Annotated in this window: 17 protein-coding genes and 1 pseudogene; 7 read left to right on the plus strand and 11 right to left on the minus strand. The window is 69.7% G+C overall.

Features of this window, described 5'->3' with window-relative positions; translation table 11 throughout:
- Positions 1-20: 20 nt before the first annotated feature.
- Together HS104_15050 and HS104_15055 are read right to left on the minus strand one after the other, a co-directional pair.
- The gene (locus HS104_15050; GenBank protein MBE7481284.1) at positions 21-1,055 is read right to left on the minus strand and encodes a rod shape-determining protein; all 1,035 of its coding nucleotides are present in this window, start codon (positions 1,053-1,055) and stop codon (positions 21-23) included.
- A 174-nt stretch (positions 1,056-1,229) separates the two neighbouring features.
- Complete coding sequence (locus tag HS104_15055) at positions 1,230-2,087, minus strand: hypothetical protein (protein MBE7481285.1); 858 nt, start codon at positions 2,085-2,087, stop codon at positions 1,230-1,232.
- A gap of 206 nt (positions 2,088-2,293) precedes the next feature.
- Here HS104_15055 and HS104_15060 point away from each other — a divergent pair, with 206 nt between their 5' ends.
- The gene (locus HS104_15060; protein MBE7481286.1) at positions 2,294-3,220 is read left to right on the plus strand and encodes a diacylglycerol kinase family lipid kinase; all 927 of its coding nucleotides are present in this window, start codon (positions 2,294-2,296) and stop codon (positions 3,218-3,220) included.
- On the opposite strand, the gene HS104_15065 is transcribed toward HS104_15060, so the two are convergent.
- From HS104_15065 to HS104_15090, 6 genes are all read right to left on the minus strand, one after another.
- Positions 3,204-4,076 (minus strand): prolipoprotein diacylglyceryl transferase, encoded by an 873-nt coding sequence (locus HS104_15065; GenBank protein MBE7481287.1) that lies wholly within the window; start codon positions 4,074-4,076, stop codon positions 3,204-3,206. The two genes, HS104_15060 and HS104_15065, sit on opposite strands and share 17 nt — an antisense overlap.
- On the minus strand, positions 4,073-5,038 hold the full coding sequence (locus HS104_15070; GenBank protein MBE7481288.1) for a hypothetical protein: 966 nt from the start codon (positions 5,036-5,038) through the stop codon (positions 4,073-4,075). Before HS104_15070 ends, HS104_15065 begins: the two co-directional genes overlap by 4 nt.
- Positions 5,035-5,433 carry a hypothetical protein gene (locus HS104_15075; GenBank protein MBE7481289.1) on the minus strand — a complete coding sequence of 133 codons (399 nt, stop codon included), beginning with the start codon at positions 5,431-5,433 and terminating at the stop codon, positions 5,035-5,037. The genes HS104_15070 and HS104_15075 overlap by 4 nt, the downstream gene beginning before the upstream one ends.
- Positions 5,430-6,011, minus strand: coding sequence for a hypothetical protein (locus HS104_15080; protein ID MBE7481290.1), 582 nt, complete (start codon positions 6,009-6,011; stop codon positions 5,430-5,432). The genes HS104_15075 and HS104_15080 overlap by 4 nt, the downstream gene beginning before the upstream one ends.
- A gap of 16 nt (positions 6,012-6,027) precedes the next feature.
- Positions 6,028-7,323 carry an aminopeptidase P N-terminal domain-containing protein gene (locus HS104_15085; GenBank protein MBE7481291.1) on the minus strand — a complete coding sequence of 432 codons (1,296 nt, stop codon included), beginning with the start codon at positions 7,321-7,323 and terminating at the stop codon, positions 6,028-6,030.
- Positions 7,324-7,623: 300 nt separating this feature from the next.
- Positions 7,624-8,241 (minus strand): hypothetical protein, encoded by a 618-nt coding sequence (locus HS104_15090; protein MBE7481292.1) that lies wholly within the window; start codon positions 8,239-8,241, stop codon positions 7,624-7,626.
- 78 nt (positions 8,242-8,319) lie between these two features.
- Between HS104_15090 and HS104_15095 the strand changes: the two are divergent.
- The 4 genes and pseudogenes from HS104_15095 (at position 8,320) to HS104_15110 (ending at position 12,568) form a co-directional block, all read left to right on the plus strand.
- Positions 8,320-8,679, plus strand: a pseudogene (locus HS104_15095) (hypothetical protein).
- 176 nt (positions 8,680-8,855) lie between these two features.
- Positions 8,856-9,257, plus strand: coding sequence for a hypothetical protein (locus HS104_15100; GenBank protein MBE7481293.1), 402 nt, complete (start codon positions 8,856-8,858; stop codon positions 9,255-9,257).
- Positions 9,254-11,935, plus strand: a complete 2,682-nt coding sequence (locus tag HS104_15105) for a hypothetical protein (GenBank protein ID MBE7481294.1) — start codon at positions 9,254-9,256, stop codon at positions 11,933-11,935. Before HS104_15100 ends, HS104_15105 begins: the two co-directional genes overlap by 4 nt.
- A gap of 9 nt (positions 11,936-11,944) precedes the next feature.
- A complete protein-coding gene (locus HS104_15110) occupies positions 11,945-12,568 on the plus strand; it encodes a DUF2238 domain-containing protein (GenBank protein MBE7481295.1) in 624 nt (207 codons plus the stop codon).
- Here HS104_15110 and HS104_15115 read toward each other — a convergent pair.
- The 3 genes from HS104_15115 to HS104_15125 are packed head-to-tail and all read right to left on the minus strand — an operon-like array spanning position 12,522 to position 15,012.
- The gene (locus HS104_15115) at positions 12,522-13,511 is read right to left on the minus strand and encodes a pseudouridine synthase (GenBank protein ID MBE7481296.1); all 990 of its coding nucleotides are present in this window, start codon (positions 13,509-13,511) and stop codon (positions 12,522-12,524) included. The two genes, HS104_15110 and HS104_15115, sit on opposite strands and share 47 nt — an antisense overlap.
- Positions 13,511-14,269 (minus strand): hypothetical protein, encoded by a 759-nt coding sequence (locus tag HS104_15120; GenBank protein MBE7481297.1) that lies wholly within the window; start codon positions 14,267-14,269, stop codon positions 13,511-13,513. Before HS104_15120 ends, HS104_15115 begins: the two co-directional genes overlap by 1 nt.
- On the minus strand, positions 14,266-15,012 hold the full coding sequence (locus HS104_15125) for a hypothetical protein (GenBank protein MBE7481298.1): 747 nt from the start codon (positions 15,010-15,012) through the stop codon (positions 14,266-14,268). Before HS104_15125 ends, HS104_15120 begins: the two co-directional genes overlap by 4 nt.
- A gap of 251 nt (positions 15,013-15,263) precedes the next feature.
- Between HS104_15125 and HS104_15130 the strand changes: the two genes are divergently transcribed.
- Positions 15,264-15,470, plus strand: coding sequence for a ribbon-helix-helix domain-containing protein (locus HS104_15130; protein MBE7481299.1), 207 nt, complete (start codon positions 15,264-15,266; stop codon positions 15,468-15,470).
- Between the two features lie 71 nt (positions 15,471-15,541).
- A complete protein-coding gene (lepA, locus tag HS104_15135) occupies positions 15,542-17,350 on the plus strand; it encodes an elongation factor 4 (protein ID MBE7481300.1) in 1,809 nt (602 codons plus the stop codon).
- Positions 17,351-17,422 lie beyond the last annotated feature (72 nt).

The following is a 17,422-nucleotide window of genomic DNA, read 5'->3' on the forward strand; positions in this document are numbered from 1 at the left end:
TTTGGGGCGGGACCGATCGGTCAACCGATGGTCACTTCTTTCAAGAGCTCGATGTGGTCGAGGGTCTTGCCGCTCCCGAGCACGACGGCGCTGATGGGGTCGTCGGCCACCATCACGGGCAGTCCGGTCTCGTCCCTGAGCAGGACGTCGATGTTCTTGAGCAGGGCGCCGCCGCCGGTCAAGACGACGCCTTTGTCCACGATGTCCGCGGCGAGCTCGGGCGGGGTGCGCTCGAGGGCGACCAGCACCGCCTCGACGATGGCGTTGATGGGCTCGGCGAGCGCCTCGCGGATTTCGTCGGAGTTCACCACCACGGTCTTGGGGATGCCCGCGACCATGTCGCGACCTTTCACTTCCATGGTGAGCTGCTGATCGAGCGGATAGGCGTTCCCGATCGTGATCTTGATGCGCTCGGCGGACTGCTCGCCGATGGCCAGGTTGTACTTGCGCTTCATGTACGCGACGATGGCCTCGTCCATCTTGTCGCCACCCACTCGCACGCTCTGCGAGTAGACGATACCGGCGAGGGAGATGACCGCGACCTCGGTGGTGCCGCCGCCGATGTCCACCACCATGTTGCCGCTCGGCTCCGTGATCGGGAGCCCGGCGCCGATGGCCGCCGCCATCGGCTCCTCGATCAGGTAGACCTCGCGGGCGCCGGCGCTCTCGGCGCTCTCCTTGACGGCCCGCTTCTCGACCTCCGTGATGCCGAACGGCACACAGATGATGATGCGCGGCTTGACCAGCGTGCGCCGGTTGTGGGCGCGGGCGATGAAATACCTGAGCATCGCCTCGGTGATCTCGAAGTCCGCGATCACGCCGTCCCGGAGCGGACGGATGGCCTGGATGTTCCCCGGGGTCCGGCCGAGCATCTCCTTGGCCTCTCGGCCGACCGCGAGCACCTTCTTGTCGCCGCGGGCGTCCCGTTGCACGGCCACCACGCTGGGCTCGCAGCTGACGATGCCCTTGCCCTTGACGTAGATGAGCGTCGTCGCCGTCCCCAGATCGATGGCGAGGTCGTTCGAGAACAGGCCGTAGAGCCAGTCGAAAATCATCGGTCACTCTCGGGCGGACGCGGATGGGACCATCCCAACCGGACCTCCCAACTCGAGGGGAAACGGGCCAGCGGTCGTAGCACGGCCCGCGCCGCGCAGGCAATCCGGCCAGGATTGCCGCAGCGGCCCGCGGACCGGTCAGGGATTGGGCCGAGATTTGGCGTTTTGGGAGGCCTAGTCCTCGTCCCAGTCTTTCCAGCTCTTGTTGTCCCGACCCTTCTTGGCGCCGCCCTGGTCGAGCTTGCCCTTCTTCTTCTTCTTCTTGTCCCAGTCCGCGCCAGGGCCCGGACCGCCGCCCGGTCCCGCCCGCCGCTCGCCGCCGCCGCCGCGGCCACCCATGTCCGGCGGAGGGCCCGGCGCAAAGTCCGGGTAACCACCACCGCCACTCGGCGGTCCACTCCGCGGCGGACCGCCATATCCGCCGCCGCCGCCGAAGCTCGGCCGGTCACCGCCGGAGCCCGGAGCGCCGCGCGGATGCGCGATGTTCACCATCAGTGCCCGGCCCTTCATCTCCACACCACGCAAGGCGGCGATGGCGGCGTTGGCTGCCTCGGCGCTGCCCATGGTGACGAAGCCGAAGCCGCGCATGCGTCCGTCGGGCCCGACAGGGAGGTGGATGCGGACGACCGGCGTCACGCCGTGCTCGTTGAACACCGCCTCGAGATCGGACTGCGCAGCGTCGTACGGGAGATTTCCTACGTAGAGCGTGCGATCGCCGGTGTTTCCACTGACGGGTCCCGCGCTCTCGCCACGCGCGCCGGGGCGCGGCGGCTCGGACTGGAAAGGGCGTACGGAGATCGAGCGGCCTGCTTGCAGCGATCCATCGAGCTGGTCGCGGGCAGCGGCTGCCTGATCGGAAGTTGCGAGGGTGACGAAGCCGAAGCCGCGCGGGCGGCCGGTGTCACGGTGCTTTGGCAGAGTCACGTTGACGACCGTTCCACCGGTCGCCTCGAACAGCTGCCGCAGCACGTCCTCGGTCATGGAATCCGGCAAGCCCGCAATAAAGAGCTTGCGCTCATCCTCGGTCGACATGCTTCGCGATCCTCGTTCTGCCCTTTCTAGGAATTCCCCGCCGAACGGACGCCGTTCGACGAGCTGCCACAAGATATCGTCCGACCCACCCCGGTTCAAGTCGCGACTGTCCGCCCTTTCCCGGCGACCGGTCAGGGCTCCGAGGGAGCACCCCCGCAGAAGGCCCACACCGCGGGCTCCGGCTGGGTAAGATGCGCGGCAGCCCCTTGAAGCTCCGAATCCTCGTCAACCCGAAGGCGGGCGCCGGTGTCGCGGCCCGCAAGATCCCGGAGATTTCCCGCGCGCTCGAGCGCGCCGAGCTGCCGCACGACGTCGGGGAAACCCGCGGGCCGGGTGACGCCCCCCGGCTGGTCGCCCAAGCCCGTGAGGACGGGGTCACCTGTTTGGCCGTCGTCGGGGGCGACGGCACGCTCAACGAAGTCAGCCAGGCCTACGTCGACGCGGCCGGCAACCCCGTGCCCGGCCCCGAGCTCGCCCTCATCCCCGCCGGCACCGGCGGTGATTTCCGCAAGACCTTCGGCCTGGGCGACGGCATCGGCGAAGCGGTACGCCGGCTCCGCGACGCAAAGCCGCGGCCGCTCGACCTCGGCATCCTGGAGCTGGTCGCCGACGACGGCTCGCGGGTGGTGCGAGCGTTCCTCAACATCGCGAGCTTCGGCATCGGCGGCCTCACCGACCGAATCGTGAACTCGACGCCGAAGTGGATGGGCGGGCGCGCCGCCTTCTTCAGCGGCACCTTGCGGGCGATGCTCGCGTATCGCAACGCGCCGGTCCGAGTCCGCGTGGACGGAGAGGCCTTCCACGAGGGGCCCATCTTCAACGTCGCCGTGGCCAACGGGCGCTTCTTCGGCGGGGGCATGAAGATCGCGCCGGACGCCGACCCTTCGGACGGCCGCTTCGACGTGGTGGTGCTCGGCGATCTGGGGCGCGCAGAGACCGTGCTGCTCTCGTCGAAGATCTACCAGGGGCGGCACGGCGAGCACGAGAAGGTGCGCTTCACGCGGGGCGCGCTGGTGGAGGCGGAGCCGATCTCGAGCTCCCGCGAGGTGCTCATCGACATGGACGGCGAGACCCCCGGGCGGTTGCCGATCCGCGCCCGCGTCGCGGTAGGCGCCCTCACGATTCGGGCCTGACCGAGTCCGGCTCGTCCTCGTCCTCGTCCTCTGCCTCGTCTTCTTCCTCGAGCGGCGTGCTCGGCCGGCGGCGCAGGAAGACCACGGCGCCCGCGGCGAAGAGCAGGAAGCAGCCCCACTGCGCCGGGGTCAGACCGAGGTAGCGCGCGTCGGCGTTCGCGCCCTGCCGGATGCGCAAGAAGTCGAGTCCGAAACGGATGGGCGCGTACGCCATGCACATACTGCCCAGGTAGACGCCCCACGCTCGGGGCTTCCTCTGCAGGACGAGGAACGTGATCGCGAGCGGGATGGTGAGCACCATCTCGATCAGCCCGAGATCGAAGCGAGCGCCGTCGGGATAGCGCACGGCGAGCCACATCTGGCTCTCCATGCCGGGGTGATCGTGGGCTACCGTGCAGCCGAGGCGCCCGAACCACCACCCCACCGGGAAGCTGCTCGCGACGACGTCCGCGTAGCGGAGCGCGCGCTCCTGGTGGATCCGCCGCCAGATCAGCAAGCCGATGGTCGCGCCGGCGAAGCCGCCGAAGCTGCTCAGGCCTTCCCAGACTCGGATCAGCGAGAACGGGTCCGCCACGACTCGCTCGGGAAAGTAGAACAGCGTGTCGAACACGTGGCCGCCCAGGAAGCCGACGCCGCCCACCCACATGATGAAGCTCATCAGCTTGCGCTCGTCGAGCCCGCGCCGCCGGCCGTGACGCAGCGAGATCCACGCGCCGATGTAGACGCCGATGGCGACGAGCGTCCCGAACGGCTTGAACGAGAACGGCGCCGGCGGGAAGTTCCCGCCGAAGAAGCCCTTCGGGATCAGCTCCCAGTCCGGAAGCTGGATGAACGGGATCAGCGGCTCTAGGCTCATGGTTCACTCTGGCGCGCGGGCTCGACCACGAGCTCGTCGTCGGACTCCGGGGTCGGCGCAGCCAGCATGCGCACGCGCACGCCCCGGCACTCGCGCGCGAGGATCACCGGGCTCACCGCCTCGCGCTGGCAAGACGATGCGGCGAAGTCGGCGGCGAGCGCGGACTCCACGACCTGCACGGCGCGGGAGATGGCCTCGGTGCGGGCCTGCGCGTCACCGGCGCGCACTGGTCGCCGGTCGGTGGCCTCGTAGAGCCGACTCCACAGCTCGGGACCCGAGAGGCGCGCGCGGACGACGTTGCCGCGGTACAAGCTGAGCTCGACGTCGAACAGGACCTTGCGCGGGCTCAGCCGCTTTCCATCCGGGATCGCGTAGGGGAGCGACACGGACTTCAGGCAGCGCTCGTCGGCGCAGCGCGCCGGGGGCTCGAGCACCCGGTAGTGGTGGATGGTCTCGTGCGGCAGCTCGCTGGTGGGCTTGCCGAAGCTGGGGATGGACCCGAGCCGGGTGGCCCAGTCGCTGACCTCGCGCACCACCTGCCGCCGCATGTCCTCGGCGTCGCCGAGCTTGGCCTCGACGCCCAGTGCCTCCTCGAGCAGCTCCGCGTCGCGCTGCCTCGCCATGCGATCCGCCTGCGCGAGCTCGGCGATGCGCTCCGCCGCCTGCTTGGCGTGCGGTCCCCGCGGCAAGGTCGCGAGGTAGGCTTCGAGGCCGGCGACGGACCTGGCGGAGCGCGCGTAGTACAGCGGCTCGGCGCGCTCGAACCAGCTCTTCACCTCCTGGCTCCAGCGCCCGTCCGGCACCTTCTCGAGGTACTCGTGGCTCGAGCTCAGCCGCGCCTCGCTGCTCTTCGCGGTGCGAGTCCGGCGGTAGAGCTCGTAGTCGACGGGATCCGCCGTCAGGCCCTGGGTCGCGGCGCCGCAACCAAAGCAGCAGAGCGCCAGCAAGAACCCCGCCTTCATCGGCTCTTCTCCGGGCAGAAGTTGCACTCGCTGGGCGTGCTCGGCGCAAAGTCGTCCACGTAGCTCGCGTAGTCGTCGCAGCTCGCGTGGCGCAAGGCGCGCAAGCAGACCTCACCGTCGTGGACGAGCGGGTAGCAGTCCTTGGGGAAGGCCGTGGCGATCGGGTATTCGTCGGTGCACGCCTTGGAGCACGCGCTCTCGTCGAACCCGCACTCGTCGCAGCGCGAGCAGTCGATGAGCTTCTTGTTGGCGAAGAAGGTCGGGGCGTCGAGCAGGTCCGGGCTCTGTCCGCAGCCGCCGATGTCCCCGGGTGTCGGCGCCATGCAGAACAGGAGCACGATCAGCGCCAAACCGAGCTTCTGCGCCGTCGCCGCGCGGGCACGGGGCGCGCTCACGGCAGCACCTCGAAGTCGATCAGCACGCCGAGCTGAAACGAGAGCATGGGGATCGCCGTCAGCGCCTCGTCCTGCGTCGCGGCGCCGTAGAACAGGTTCCCGACCAGCTCCGCCGTCAGGCCGAGCCCCGCGGTCAAGAAGTACGCGCCGCCGGCGGCGAGCTCATAGCCCAGGTTGGGGTCGGGCTCGAGCACCACGGGGAGCCCCGCCCGCGCGAACGTGACGAAGCGCGGCGGCAAGCGGTGGAGCAGGAGGTACGACGGCGTCAGCACTTGCTGCGGAACGCCCTGCATCGCGACGGAGAAGTGCACGCTGCCGCCGTGCTGGAAGCCGTCGGGATCGCCGGACGCGGCGCCGAGCGATACGTCGAGGTAGGTGGCACTGAGTGACAGCGACTCGGCGTCCTCGCCGAGCGGGGTCGCGAGCCGGTACGGGTTGTTGAAGCGGATGCCGCGACCGACCGCGACGGCCCCGAGCAGGTGCAGGTAGCCGCCTTCCACGGGGCGGAGCACCGCCGGCAGCTCTTCCTCCGGCGCCTCCTCTGCCCGAGCCGGGGCGCTCAGCGCGAGCGCCGTCACGACGAGCGCGAGCCGTTCAAGCGCACGCGTGCTCGACGTCGTCGACGCTCCGCGGCACGTCGCTGGTGAGGACGCTGGGGCCCTCCGGCGTGACCCACACGTCGTCTTCGATGCGGACGCCAATCCCGCGGTACTGTTCCGGTGCTCCCTCGGCATTTTCCGCCACGTAGATGCCCGGCTCTACCGTGATCACGACGCCCGTGTCGAGGGGGCGTGGCTTGCCGTCGACGAAGTAGCGCCCCACGTCGTGCACGTCCATGCCGAGATAGTGGCTGGTCCGGTGCATGTAGTACTTCTTGTAGGTCTGCTTCTCCAGCACGGTCTCGAGCGGGCCCTCGACCAGGCCCAAGTCCAGGAGCCCTTGCGCGATGATCTTGACGCTGGCGTCGTGGATGGACTCGAGCGTGGCGCCGGCGCGGGTGGCGTCGATGCTGGCGGTCTGGGCGGCCAGGACGATCTCGTAGATGGCCCGCTGCGGGCCGCTGAACTTGCCGCCCACCGGGAAGGTCCGGGTGACGTCGCAGGCGTAGTAGCCGTACTCGCAGCCCGCATCCACCAAGAGCAGGTCGCCGTCCTGCATCTTGCGGTCGTTGCGCCGGTAGTGGAGCACCGTCGCGTTGGGACCGGAGCCCACGATGGGCCCGTACGCCGGGCGCTCGGAGCCGTGCTGGCGAAACACCGCGCGGATCGCCGCCTCGACTTCGTACTCGTGACGGCCCGGTTTCGCGGCGCGCATCGCCGCGACGTGAGCGTCGCGAGTGATCTCCGCCGCGCGGCGCATCAGCTCGAGCTCCTCGCGGGTCTTCAGGCGGCGTAGCTCGTGCACGATGGTCGCCGGATCGACGAGCTCGACGGGCCAGGACACGCCCAGCTTGGCCCGCGCTCGGACCTTGTCGATGGCCGCGAGCACGACGTCGTCGAAGCCCTTGTCGCGACCGAGCCGGTAGTAGAGGCGCGTGGTGTTCTCGAGCAGCTCGGGCAGCTTCTGAGTCAGCTCCGCGATGGGGAAAGCCTCGTCGGCGCCGAAGTCCTTCACGGCCCCGTCCACGCCGGCGCGCGCACCGTCCCAGACCTCCCGCTCCGGATCCCTGGCCCTCACGAACAGGCAGAACGGCTTGTCCTTTCCGCCGCGCAGGCAGAGGACGCTCTCCGGCTCGTCGAAGCCGCTCAGGTAGAACAAGTCCGAGTCCTGGCGGTACTCGTGCTCCACGTCGTTGTTGCGAATCGCGAGCGGCGCGGCCGGCAGGAGCAACACCGCCGGGCCCAGCGCGTCGAGCACACGCCGGCGGCGTTCGGCGAATTCATTCGTCATCGGTGGGGTATCCTAGTGCGCAAACCGTCGGCGACAATCCTGGAGCGTTCGCGGCGTGCCCGCCACGCTCTCAGCCTCGCGTTTCGCGCTTTCGTGCCCCATGTTTACCGCCGCGCCCTGCCTCCGTCGAGGTTGCTGTCGACGTGCACTCCTGGAGCGTCAGGCGAGAATTTCCACCTGACGGGGGAGTGCGCCGGCCTACCCCTCCGGGTATCGCGAAGCGCGTTCGCCGGTGTTCTCGTGGGTCCCGGTCTCAGTGGCGGATCGCGGTCTGCTCGTGCCAAGACAGCGAAAGTCGAGTCAGCGCAAGCGCCAGATCTCGATCGAGTAGCGCCCCTGGCCGCGCTGGGCGCGAACCTCCGCGCGGTATTCGCCGCCCTCGAACACGCAGAACGGCCCGTCCGGCTTGACGATGGGCCAGCGGTCGTCGCTGGTGTCGAAGGCGATCTTGTTGCCGCCCGGCCCGAACACCTCGATGTCCAGGTCCTCGATGGAGGGCTCGGCCACGGCGAAGATCCGATAGCAGTCGCCGGGCTCGGCCTTGAACCGATGCTCGCGCGGCTTGCCCGGCTCGCCGAGCGTCGCCTCGCGGGACTCGGCCGCCTTGCGCATGCCGTTCGACGGCCCACACATCAGGCCGAGCCGCGTCACGTCCAGATCCGGCTGAGTGCGTGGCTGAAACTGCGCGTAACACCTCAGCCAATTCCCGCCGCTCGGCGCGGCCGAGCCCGCCGGCAGAGGCTCGGGCTCGCTCTGGGGCGGCGAGCTCGGGCGCGGCGGCGCGGCGGTCGTCGCGGCGGGCGGTGCGCTCGCGGACGGGTTGGGCGGCGCGCTGCTCGCCGGCGACGGCGCGGCGCCGGGCTCGCGGCAACCAGCCGCGAGCACCCCCAGCACCAAGACCACGCTCAGCCCACGCACTGCCCACCGCACATAGCCCGATCGGGCCCAGCGTCCCAAACGATTGACTGACGCAGTGCGCCAGGCTAACCCCCCGCCGTGGCCCACAGCGAGATCCCTCCGCCGGGTGCGGACGACCCTCCCGAAGAGAAGGAGCACGAGCGCCGCCGGCTCGAGCGGCTCCTGCCCGAGATCATCAAGCGCATCGTCGAGGCGGGCTACGAGAAGATCACCGAGGGGCCGGAGAACGTCCGCGAGTTCGTGCGCGAGATGAAGCTGCCGAAGGAGGTGCTGGCGCTGCTCCTGGCTCAGATCGACGAGACCAAGAACGGGCTCTACCGGGTGGTCGCCAAGGAGATCCGCGACTTCCTCGAGCACACGAACTTCTCCGAGGAGATGGCGAAGGTGCTCACCATGCTCTCGTTCGAGATCAAGACCGAGGTGCGGTTCATCCCGAACGACGAGCGGCTGGGCGCACCGCCCAAGCCGGAGGTGCGCTCGAAGGTCCGGGTCAAGCGCGACGGACGCACCGAGCCGCCGCCTGCAGAGACGACCGCCGGGGGAGATCAGGAGGATTCGGAGTGAAGCCCCTCAGCGCAGGCAGCGAAATCGACGCCTGGTGTACCAAGTGCCGCATGGACCTCGGTCACCGCATCATCGCGATGCACCAAGGCAAGCCCAAGCGGGTCATCTGCCAGACCTGCAACTCGCAGCACAATTACCGCGCCCCCGCGTCCGAGAAGGCGAGCGTGGTCAAGCGCACGACCGGCGCGCCGCGCCCCGCGTCGGCCGCGCAGCGCGTGACCGAGAAGGCCAAGGCCGAGGCGAGCCGCGTTAACGACTGGGAGAAGCGCATCGCCGGGCAGGCGTTGGACGCTTTCACGCGTTACAGCATCGACAAGAGCTATTCTGCGGGAGAGCTGGTGACTCACAAGAAGTTCGGCGAGGGCTTCGTCGCCGAGGTGCTCGACAGCGGCAAGGTCAGCATCATGTTCCGCGACGGCGCGCGCGTGTTGGCGCACGGACAGACCGCGTGAGGCGCCGAGGGCTCGCGCCGCTCGTCGGAGCGGCGTTGCTCTCGGCTTCCGCCATCGCTCGCGCCGAAGTCGCCATCACTCCCGCCGCCGACGGCCAGCTCGGCGCGTGGCTCGTGGCGGGCCCCTTGAAGAGCGAGCGCGCCCGCGAGCTCGCCGAGAGCGGCGCGACGCCGAGCGCGGGCGCGCAGGCGCCCGGCTTTCGCCCGCTCTTCACCCGACAGGGCGCCCTCGACCTCGATCGCGCGCTCGGCACCGGGCAAAAGGCCGGCGCCGCCGCCTTGCTGGGCGGCAGCTTGGTGCTCGAGGAGCACCTGCACGGCTACCTGCTCGCTTCCATCGACGGCGCCGCGCGCCTGTTCGTCGACGGCAAGCCGGTCTGGGAGAAGAGCGCTCGGTCGTTGCGCGGCGGCGGCTGGGACGCCATCCCGCTCGACCTGAGCAAGGGCAGCCATGCGCTGCTGTTCTTGCTCGAGCACCCGGGCGCGTGGTGGGCGCTGGAGCTGCGCCTGCTCGACGCGCGGGACCTGCTCTCGCCGCGGGGCGCGCGGCTGGTCTTGCCCAAGACCACCGACGCCGACCAAGAGCGCCTGGCAGCGGGTCTCTTGGGTGTGCGACTGGATCCAGGCACCGGCCCGAGAGGGTTTCGCCCGCGGCTGTCACTCGAGCTCGAGCGCGGCTCGGCCCTCGCCCCGCCGCAGGCGCTTCGGGTCGAGGTCCGCGCTGGCAGCGAGAGCCACGAGCTGTCGCTGGGCGAGCTGCCCCTCGGCCCGCGCGGCGTGCCCCGCTTCGAGGCAAGCTTGCCGGCCCTCGGCCCGACCTCGACCGGCCCGCTCGCAGTCGAGGTCCGCCTCGGCTCACTGACTCGGAAGCTGACGGTGCCCCTCGACGCCGAGGCGCCCGCCCTGCTGCTCCGCGCCAGTGCGGCGCGCGACAAGCTCGGCCCCAGCCTGGATCCGACCAGCCTGACCGCCACGCTCGACGCGGCCGTCGTGGCCGTCGAGCACGGCGCTGCCGGCGCACGCGCGCGCCTCCAGGCGCTGCTCGCCGACCTCGAGGCGGGGCGCGATCCGCTGGCGCAGCCGGGTTTGGTCGCGTTCGCGCGACGCTCGGTGGTGGACGCCGAGCCGGACCCGGCTCTCTTGCACGTCCCGGCGGGCTTCGCCCCGGGTGGCCAGAAGCGCTACCCGCTGGTCGTGCTGCTGCACGGGTTGAACGGCACGCCGGAGCGCATCATGGAGGCCTTCCTGGACACGAAGAGCCGCGCGCCCAGCGTGGGTGGCTTCGTGCTCGCGCCTCATGCCCACGGCAACGCGTTCTACCGGGGGCCCGGCGAGCGCGAGGTGATGGCTGCCGTGGACTGGGCCCTCGCCACCTACCCCATCGATCCGTTGCGGGTGTCGGTGAGCGGCGTGTCGATGGGCGGCACCGGCGCCGCGCACCTCGGGCTCTACTACGCCGAGCGTTTCTCCGCGGCCGCGCCGCTCTGCGGCTACCACAGCTACTTCGTGCGCCGCGACACCAAGAACCGGCCCATCCGCCCCTGGGAGACCGAGCGCATGCACCATTGGTCACCGGCCAGCCTGGCGGAGCGCGGGCGCAACCTGCCCCTCTGGGTGGCCCACGGCACGAAGGACTTTCCTCTGGAGAACTCCCGCGTGCTGGTCGACCGCTACAAGCAGCTCGGATACTCGATCACCGACGAGTGGCCGGACACCGGGCACGACGTCTGGACCAAAGCCTACGCCGGCGCGCGGCTCTACCCCTGGCTCAGCAAGGCTGTCCTCGATCCGGCGGCGGCGCGCGTGACGGTCAAGAGCGACTCGCTCCGCTTCGGCAGGCTCCACTGGGCGGCGATCCGCGAGCTCGAAGTGCCCGGCAAGGCCGGCACGCTGGACGTGGACGCGAGCTCGACCCCCGTGCGCGTGAAGACCGACGCCGTCAGCGGCTTCGAGCTCGCGCGCGGCCCACGTCTGCCCAAGACTGGACCGGTCGAGCTGGAGATCGACGGCCAGAGCCTGGGCTTCGCGGCGGAAGAGGCGGTGTCGGCCCAGAAGCGCGACGGCCGCTGGACCAAAGGAGCGCCTTCGGCCCGGGGCAAGCGCCCGGGGCTCGAAGGACCGATCCGCGACGCCTACCTAGAGCCGCTGGTGTTCAGCTACGGGACCGGCGATCCGCGCACGACCCGCGCGAACCGCGAGGTCGCGCTCGGCCTCTCGCGCCGGTTTGGTCCCGAGGTGGGCTACCGCGTCCTCTCCGACGCCGAGCTCGACGCGGCGACGCTCGCCGGTCACTCCGTGCTCGCCGTCGGCTCCCCGCGCGACCATCTGCTCCTCGGTCGCGTCGCCAAGGATCTCCTGATCCAGAGCGAGCGCGGCGCCCTCGTCGCCGGCGCGCGGCGCTTCGAGCGCGCCGGCACCGGCGCGATCTTCATCCAGCCGAACCCCGCCGCGAAGGAGCGCTACCTGGTGGTGGTCACGGCGGTGGACGCCGCCGGGATCTGGCGCGCGCTGTCGCTGCCCCAGCTCTTGCCGGACTTCTTGATCTACGACGAAGGCCTCGGCCCGGCGGCCGCGGAGGTCGTGCTGGGCCGCGACGCGCGGGTGCTCGCCGGCGGGTTCTTCGATCTGGACTGGAAGCTCCCGCGTCAGATCGGCGATCCGGTGGGGGCCCCGAGGTAACATCGCGGGGTGACGCCCAGCCATCGCCTGCCCCTCGCCCTGCTCGGGCTCGCGACCGTCCTGTGTCTGGCCACGGTCTGGGCGCCACCCGCCGGTCGCGTGAGCTGGCTGCTCGAGGTCGGCCCCGGGCTCGCCGGCATCGGCGTGCTCGGGGCGGTGTACCGCCGCTTCCGCATGTCGAACCTGGTCTACGTGTGCGTGTTCCTGCACCTCGTGATCTTGGTCTATGGCGGCTACTACACCTACGCGCTCACGCCGCTCGGCAACTGGGTGCGCGACCACTTCCACCTCGCGCGCAACCACTACGACCGCGTCGGCCACGTGGCGCTCGGGTTCTTCCCCGCGCTCTACACGCGCGAGGTCCTGCTGCGCACCTCGCCGCTCCGCCGCGGCAAGTGGCTGGCGTTCATCGTCTGCAACATCTGCCTGTCGCTCGGCGCGTTCTGGGAGCTCTTGGAGTGGTGGACGACGCTGGTGGTCGCCTCCGACGTCGGCGCGGCGTTCCTGGGAAGCCAGGGCGACGTCTGGGACGCGCAGTGGGACATGTTCCTGGCCCTGCTCGGGGCGATGCTCGCGCTCGCGCTCCTCAGCGGCGCCCACGACCGCTCGATGAAGCGCGTGTCGGACGCTTGAGCGAGCTCGGCGAAGGCCCGCGCGCTCCCTGGCCGGGTCGCGGAGCTGCGCTCTCTTGGCGGGGGCGCTCGCGAAGCGGCGCCGATCTGCCGGCCGCGCGCTCGTCCCGCTCCGGGCCCTTGCCCCGCGCCTCGTCCCGCCGCCGCTGACCCGTCGGCGCGCGGGAGGCGAGCTTGCCGTGCACGCCGGGTACCATCTCGACCCCGCGCACCCGCTTCGGTACGCCAAACTGGTGCTTGAGCTCGGTCAGCTCGTCCACCGTCAGGTGGCGCCACTCGCCGGGCCGGAGCCCCTCGACGTCGATGCCGGCGAAGCCCGAGCGCACCAGCCGCAACACCGGAAACCCCGCGCTGTCGCCCAAGCGCCGCACCTGGCGGTTCCGCCCCTCGCGCAGCGTCACCTCGATCCAGCTCTTGTCACCCTCGTGGCGCAAGAGGCGCACCGTCGCCGGGCGGGTGGCCCGCCCGTCGATCTCGATGCTCTCGGCGAAGCGCTGGAGCGCGGCCTCGTCGAGCACGCCGCGTACCTTGGCGACGTAGGTCTTCGGCGCTCCCTTGCTGGGGTGCCCGAGCACGGCTGCAAAGTCGCCGTCGTTGGTCATCAAGAGGACGCCGCTGGTGTGGAAGTCGAGGCGCCCGACGGAGACCACCCTGGCCCCCACCCCGCGCACCAGACTGGCCACGGTCGGTCGGCCCTCGGGGTCGCTCATCGTGCACATGACCGCGCGCGGCTTGTGCAACACGATGTAGGTGCGCTGCTCGGCGAACAGGCGCTTACCGTCGAGCTCGACCCGATCGCGCTCCGGATCCACCCGAGTCCCGAGCTCGGTCACGACGCGGCCACCCACGCGCACCCGCCCGGCGAGGATCAGCTCCTCCGCCTTGCGCCGAGAGGCGACGCCGGCACGGCTCAGTACTTTCTGCAGGCGTTCGAGCGTGCTCACTAGTTTTTCTTGCGAGCGCTCACCTGGGCATCGGTCGGGGCGTCGGAAGCGGCGCCGGCGTCGGCTGCCGCCTCCTTGGCGGCCCGCTCCTCTTCCTCGCGCTCCTTCTGCTCGGCGATGCGGGCAGCCTCTTCGTCCCGGTCCCAGCGATCGACGTGACCGTCGTGGTCGAGATCGACGCCCATGCGTTGCAGGCGCCCTTTCTCGTAGATCTCCCAGACGTCGGGCTTGCCGTTCTGGTTGGTGTCGCGCTGCACTCGGCTGAGCTGCCCGTCGATGTAGAAGCGCACTTCGTCCGGTAGGCCGTCGCCGCTCGTGTCCTGCTCGACCTTGGCGATGCGGCCGCGCGCGAACTGGATCCAGGTGTCGATGCGTCCGTCACCGTCGGTGTCGGCCTTCTCGTAGATGGCCTCGCCCTTGTCGTTGTAGGTACGCACGACGTCCTTCAGGCCGTCGAGGTTGGTGTCGACCTCGCGGCACAGGAGCACGCGGCGCGCGTCCTCGCCGATGCCGACGATGGCGAACACGCGGCGGATGTTGGGCTGGATGGCGCCGGGACCGGTGGTCTCCTGCACGTCGCGATCCTTGCGGTCCTTGAAGTCGCACTGCGAGCGGTCGTCCTGCCCGCGCTTGTCCACGGCCACGCCGCGGTCTTGGACCGCCTTGGGTCGCGGCGCGTCGCTGCCGCCGCAGGCCAGGAAAGCCAGGGGACCGGCCGAGACCGCGAGCGCGATGCCGAAACGGTGGAGAGCCTTCACTTCTTCTCCTCCTTCTTCGGCGCTTCGGGCCCACCCGGCGCAGGCATCTCCTTGTTCTCCGTCTCCTCGGGCAGCGCGCCGGGACGCTCGAAGGTGTGCTTGGGCCCCTGGGCGCTCGCGCGCGTCGGCGGCACGTAGCCAGTCTGCTTGCAGTAGTCGATGGTGGCGCCGGGATCCGGTCGCCCGTCGCCGTCCACGTCCGAGTGGATCATCGGGCATTTCTCGTTGCCTGCCGCGAACTCCCACCACTGATCGACGATGGCGTCGCTGTCCGAGTCGCGCTCGGTGCGCGCGAGCTTGCCTCCCTGGTAGAACTGCCAGGTGTCCAGCCGACCTGCGAGGATGGTCGAGCGCTGCTGCTCGGTGAGCGAGCCCGCCTGATAGATCTGGATCTCGTCGATTTTGCCGTCGCGATCGTAGTCGCGCTCCCGGCGCCGCAGCTGCCCCGAGCCGTCGAAGTACGAGTAACCGTCGACCTTGCCGTCGAAGTTGAGGTCGACGGCGCGGCACGTCTCCCGGCCGCCGCTCTTGACCAACCAGACGTCGGGCTTGCCGTCGCCGTTCGCGTCCAGCTTCTCCGCCGAGCTGATGTCGCAGTCCTCGTGGACGACGCGTGTGTCCCGGCGCTGGGGCCCGCCCTCGGCCGACTTGGCACCCGCCTGGGCCGACCCACTACAGCCTGACTGAAACGCGAGCAGCGCGAGCGCGCAGATCGCGCCCCCGGCCCGCCCAATGCTATTCATGTTCGAGTTCCGTTGAGAGACCAGAAGCGACCCGCGGCACACCGCGAAGCGGGCGTCATCCTACCTCAGCCCGCCGGGCCGGAACACCTGATCGCAGCGCGGCGCGCCAGTCAGGACGGGGGGCCGGGAGCTACCCCGAGAATCACCGTTTTTTCTTTTAAATTCAGACAATTGTTGCCCCGGCCCCGGATTGACAACCGACATATTGGCATCTATTGTAACGGCTGGCAGTTGCGCCCGGGTCCCGCACGATGTCGCGCAAGAAGATTTCCACCACCGTCTACATCACGCCGGAGCAGAACGAGCGCCTGCACCTCTTGCACAATCGCACCAAGGTCCCCGTCGCGGTGTACATCCGGGAGGGCATCGATCTGGTGCTGAAGCGCTACGAGCACGCACTGCCGGGGCAGATGACTCTGAGCGACGCGGCCCCAGCCAAGAGCAGCAAGAAGGGCTGAGCAATCCGCTGGTCGGGCGCCAGCCGACGAGCTAGAGCGCGGTTCCTCTTTCCTCGTCAGATCGACGGCGTATGCCCACCCCGACCAGCAAGATTCGGAATTTTTCCATCATCGCGCACGTCGACCACGGCAAATCGACGTTGGCCGACCGCATCCTGGACGTCACCGGAGCGATCACCGCGCGCGAGAAGGTGGAACAGTTCCTCGACAAGCTCGAGCTGGAACGCGAGCGCGGGATCACCATCAAGGCGCAGAGCGTCCGCCTCAAGTACAAGGCCGCGGACGGCGAGGAGTACCAGCTCCAGCTCATCGACACCCCCGGCCACGTGGACTTCAGCTACGAGGTGAGCCGCAGCCTCGCCGCCTGCGAAGGTGCGCTCCTGGTGGTCGACGCCACGCAGGGCGTGCAGGCGCAGACGGTGGCCAACGTCTACCTCGCCCTGGACAACCACCTGGAGATCGTCCCCGTCCTGAACAAGGTGGACCTGCCTTCCGCGGACGTGGACCACGCCGCCCAGGAGGTCGAGGAGGTCATCGGTCTGGACTGCAGCGGAGCCATCATGGCCAGCGGCAAGACGGGCCTCGGCGTGCAAGAGATCCTGGAGGCCGTGGTGGCGCGCATCCCGCCACCCAAGGGCGACCCGGAGAAACCCCTGGCCGCGCTGATCTTCGACAGCTGGTACGACAGCTATCGCGGCGCGGTGATCATGGTGCGCGTGATGGAGGGCGTCCTCGAGAAGGGCGACAAGATCCAGTTCATGGCCACCGGCAGGACCTACGAGGTCACGGCCATCGGCTGCTTCAACCCGCACCCGGTGGCCCTCGACGCCCTGGGCCCGGGGGAGGTCGGCTTCATCGCGGCGAACATCAAGTCCACCGAGGACACGAAGATCGGCGACACCGTGACCTTGGCCGGCAGGCCAGCGGAGAAGGCGCTACCGGGCTTCAAGGAGGTGAAGCCGATGGTCTTCGCCGGCGTCTTCCCGACGGACGCGGCCGAGTACGAGAACCTCCGAGACGCGCTGTCCAAGCTGCACATGAACGATGCGTCGTTCCGCTTCGAGCCGGACACCTCCGACGCCCTCGGCTTCGGGTTCCGCTGCGGGTTCTTGGGCCTCCTGCACATGGAGATCATCCAGGAGCGGCTGGAGCGCGAGTACAACCTGGATCTGATCACGACCGCCCCGAGCGTGGTCTACCGCGCCTGCCGCAAGAACGGCGACGTCGTGCTGGTGGACAACCCCAGCAAGATGCCCAGCGTCGGCGACCTCGACCACATCGAGGAGCCGATCATGAAGGTCACGGTGCACACGCCCGCGGACTACGTGGGCGCGGTGGTCGCCTTGTGCGAGGAGCGGCGCGGCGTGCAGAAGGGCATCCACTTCGCGGCCCAGACCCACGTGGTCGTCACCTACGAGCTGCCGCTGGCCGAGGTCATCCTCGACTTCCACGACCGGCTGAAGAGCGTGTCTCGCGGCTACGCCAGCATGGACTACGAGCTCTTGGACTACCACGAGGACGACCTGGTCAAGCTGGACATGCTCTTGAACGGGGAGCCGCTCGACGCGCTGAGCGTGATCGTCCACCGCGCGAACGCCTACAGCCGCGGTCGCGCCTTGGCGAAGAAGCTGAAGGAGCTGGTCCCGCAGCAGCAATACGAGGTGGCGATCCAGGCCGCCATCGGCAGCAAGGTGATCAGCCGCGAGACTGTGCGCGCCCTGCGCAAGGACGTGACGGCCAAGTGCTATGGCGGCGACATCAGCCGCAAGCGCAAGCTCCTGGAGAAGCAGAAGGAGGGCAAGCGCCGCATGAAGTCCGTGGGGAGCGTGGAGGTGCCACAGGAGGCGTTCCTCGCGATCTTGAAGCTCGACGAGGGTTGAGACGCCTCGTCGCGCGGAGATGCACGTCTTCTCACGGGTCGCCGCAGCCGAAAGGCCCTTGGGTTCTTGGCA

This window comes from Polyangiaceae bacterium (assembly GCA_015075635.1).
GTDB lineage: Bacteria > Myxococcota_A > Polyangia > Polyangiales > Polyangiaceae > JADJKB01.

Excerpts from the sequence above, each read along its gene's own strand:
- HS104_15070 (MBE7481288.1), bottom strand. The coding sequence starts at position 5,038 with ATGAAGGCGGGGTTCTTGCTGGCGCTCTGCTGCTTTGGTTGCGGCGCC.
- HS104_15085 (MBE7481291.1), bottom strand. The coding sequence starts at position 7,323 with ATGACGAATGAATTCGCCGAACGCCGCCGGCGTGTGCTCGACGCGCTG.
- HS104_15065 (MBE7481287.1), bottom strand. The coding sequence starts at position 4,076 with ATGAGCCTAGAGCCGCTGATCCCGTTCATCCAGCTTCCGGACTGGGAG.
- HS104_15125 (MBE7481298.1), bottom strand. The coding sequence starts at position 15,012 with ATGAATAGCATTGGGCGGGCCGGGGGCGCGATCTGCGCGCTCGCGCTG.
- HS104_15100 (MBE7481293.1), top strand. The coding sequence starts at position 8,856 with ATGGACCTCGGTCACCGCATCATCGCGATGCACCAAGGCAAGCCCAAG.
- HS104_15050 (MBE7481284.1), bottom strand. The coding sequence starts at position 1,055 with ATGATTTTCGACTGGCTCTACGGCCTGTTCTCGAACGACCTCGCCATC.
- HS104_15055 (MBE7481285.1), bottom strand. The coding sequence starts at position 2,087 with ATGTCGACCGAGGATGAGCGCAAGCTCTTTATTGCGGGCTTGCCGGAT.
- HS104_15130 (MBE7481299.1), top strand. The coding sequence starts at position 15,264 with ATGTCGCGCAAGAAGATTTCCACCACCGTCTACATCACGCCGGAGCAG.
- lepA (MBE7481300.1), top strand. The coding sequence starts at position 15,542 with ATGCCCACCCCGACCAGCAAGATTCGGAATTTTTCCATCATCGCGCAC.